We start from the raw sequence: 2130 nt of genomic DNA, 5'->3' as shown, positions 1-2130 counted from the left end.
AAGCTTACATCTAAACCAGCTAAACATCTTGCATCATATTGTTACCAGATGGTGAACTTCTTAGGTATTATGCAGAATGAATGGGCAGGTGCTCAGGCTTTCTCTTCTTTTGATACTTACTTGGCACCATTTGTGAAGGTAGATAATCTTCCATATGATCAAGTTAAGAAATGTATTGAATCATTTATTTATGGTGTCAATACACCTTCACGCTGGGGAACACAGGCTCCTTTCTCTAATATTACTTTAGATTGGACAGTACCAAATGATTTAGCTGAACTCAATGCGATAGTTGGTGGAAAAGAAATGGACTTCCGTTATAAGGATTGTCAGAAAGAAATGGATATGATCAATAAAGCCTTTATTGAAGTCATGATTGAAGGTGATGCGAATGGTCGTGGATTCCAGTACCCTATTCCTACTTACTCTATCACAAAGGATTTTGATTGGTCTGAAACAGAAAATAATAAACTATTATTTGAAATGACTGCAAAGTTTGGTACACCATATTTCTCTAACTATATTAATTCAGATATGGAACCAAGTGATGTCAGATCAATGTGTTGTCGATTAAGACTTGACTTAAGAGAATTAAGAAGAAAGAGTGGAGGATTCTTTGGTTCAGGTGAATCAACAGGATCAGTAGGTGTCGTTACTATTAACCTTCCACGTATTGCTTATTTATCTCATAATGAGCATGAGTTCTATGAAAGATTAGATCACTTAATGGATCTTGCTGCAAGATCATTAAAGGTAAAAAGAGATGTGATTAGTAAGTTATTAGAAGAAGGTCTCTATCCTTATACAAAACGTTATTTAGGTTCATTTAAGAATCATTTCTCTACTATTGGCTTAGTAGGTATGAATGAAGCCACACTCAATGCGAACTGGCTTAAAGAAGACTTAACACATACAGATGCACAGGAATTTGCGAAGGATGTATTAAACCATATGCGTGAAAGATTAGTCATCTATCAGGAAGAATATGGTGACTTATATAACCTAGAAGCAACACCTGCAGAATCTACATCTTATCGTCTTGCGAAACATGATAAGAAGAAATATCCAGATATCATTACTGCCACTAAAGAGGGTAATACACCTTACTATACAAACTCATCTCATTTACCAGTAGGTTATACAGATGACTTATTTACTGCCTTAGATATTCAGGATGAATTACAGACTCTTTATACATCAGGTACTGTATTCCATGCCTTCTTAGGTGAAAAACTACCAGACTGGAAAGGTGCTGCAACACTTGTAAGAAAGATTGCAGAAAACTATAAACTTCCTTATTATACAATTTCACCTACTTATTCTATTTGTGAAGATCATGGATATCTTGTAGGTGAACAACCTATATGTCCTGTATGCGGTAAACCAACAGAAGTATGGAGCCGTATTACAGGTTACTATAGACCAGTTAAGAACTGGAATGAAGGTAAAGCACAGGAATTCAAGGAACGTAAAACATATGATATGGGTCACTCAGTACTAAGTGGCAGACATATGAAGAAAATCAAAGAAGAACAGGTACAACCTGTTATACAGAATGAAAAGCTTTATTTATTCACAACAAAAACATGTCCTAACTGTCGTATTATTAAGAAGATATTAGAAGATGAACATGTAGACTATGAATTAATAGATGCAGAAGAACAAGTAGACCTCACAAAGAGATTCTCTGTTATGCAGGCCCCTACTCTTGTCGTTGCGAATGATAAGAGCTATGCAAAATATGTGAACGTGTCTAATATTAGAAAATATATAGAAGAAAGATCATAACCAAAGTGGACATCACTAAAAGTGATGCCCATTTCTTTCAAAGTAAAAAGAAGACTGTGAGATCATTTGATTTCATAGTCTTCTTTGACTTCTATTGTTTCTTCAAAATATCCATTTTTTGAATCTCTTACTTCTTCAAAAGTCTTTTGATAAATATATGCTTTGTAGCATAAGAATACTAATAATACAGCAAACGCAACTGATAAGAAATTCTTCAATAATCTTCTTACCTTTGCTTTTTCAATCAGTTTGTCCATATCTTCCTGCTCATAGTAACTAATAATAACTTCCTTGGGTGTACCAAGTCTTTCTACGACTTCATCATATGTCATATCATGAGAA

General features: G+C 34.4%; 2 protein-coding genes. One reads left to right on the top strand and one right to left on the bottom strand.

The window, feature by feature from the left end; all coding sequences use genetic code 11:
* A partial coding sequence (locus tag ACT8VG_RS10540; RefSeq protein ID WP_444195844.1) for a ribonucleoside triphosphate reductase occupies positions 1-1788 on the top strand: 1788 nt, incomplete at its 5' end.
* Positions 1789-1850: 62 nt separating this feature from the next.
* On the opposite strand, the gene ACT8VG_RS10535 is transcribed toward ACT8VG_RS10540, so the two are convergent.
* Positions 1851-2130: hypothetical protein (locus tag ACT8VG_RS10535; protein ID WP_444195843.1), on the bottom strand; the 280-nt coding region annotated here is incomplete at its 5' end.

It is taken from the genome of Catenibacterium sp. (genome assembly GCF_052354645.1).
GTDB classification, from domain to species: domain Bacteria; phylum Bacillota_I; class Bacilli_A; order Erysipelotrichales; family Coprobacillaceae; genus Catenibacterium; species Catenibacterium mitsuoka_A.
The sequence above is the reverse complement of the archived record's forward strand: the minus strand, read 5'-3'. Positions and strand labels throughout refer to the sequence as shown.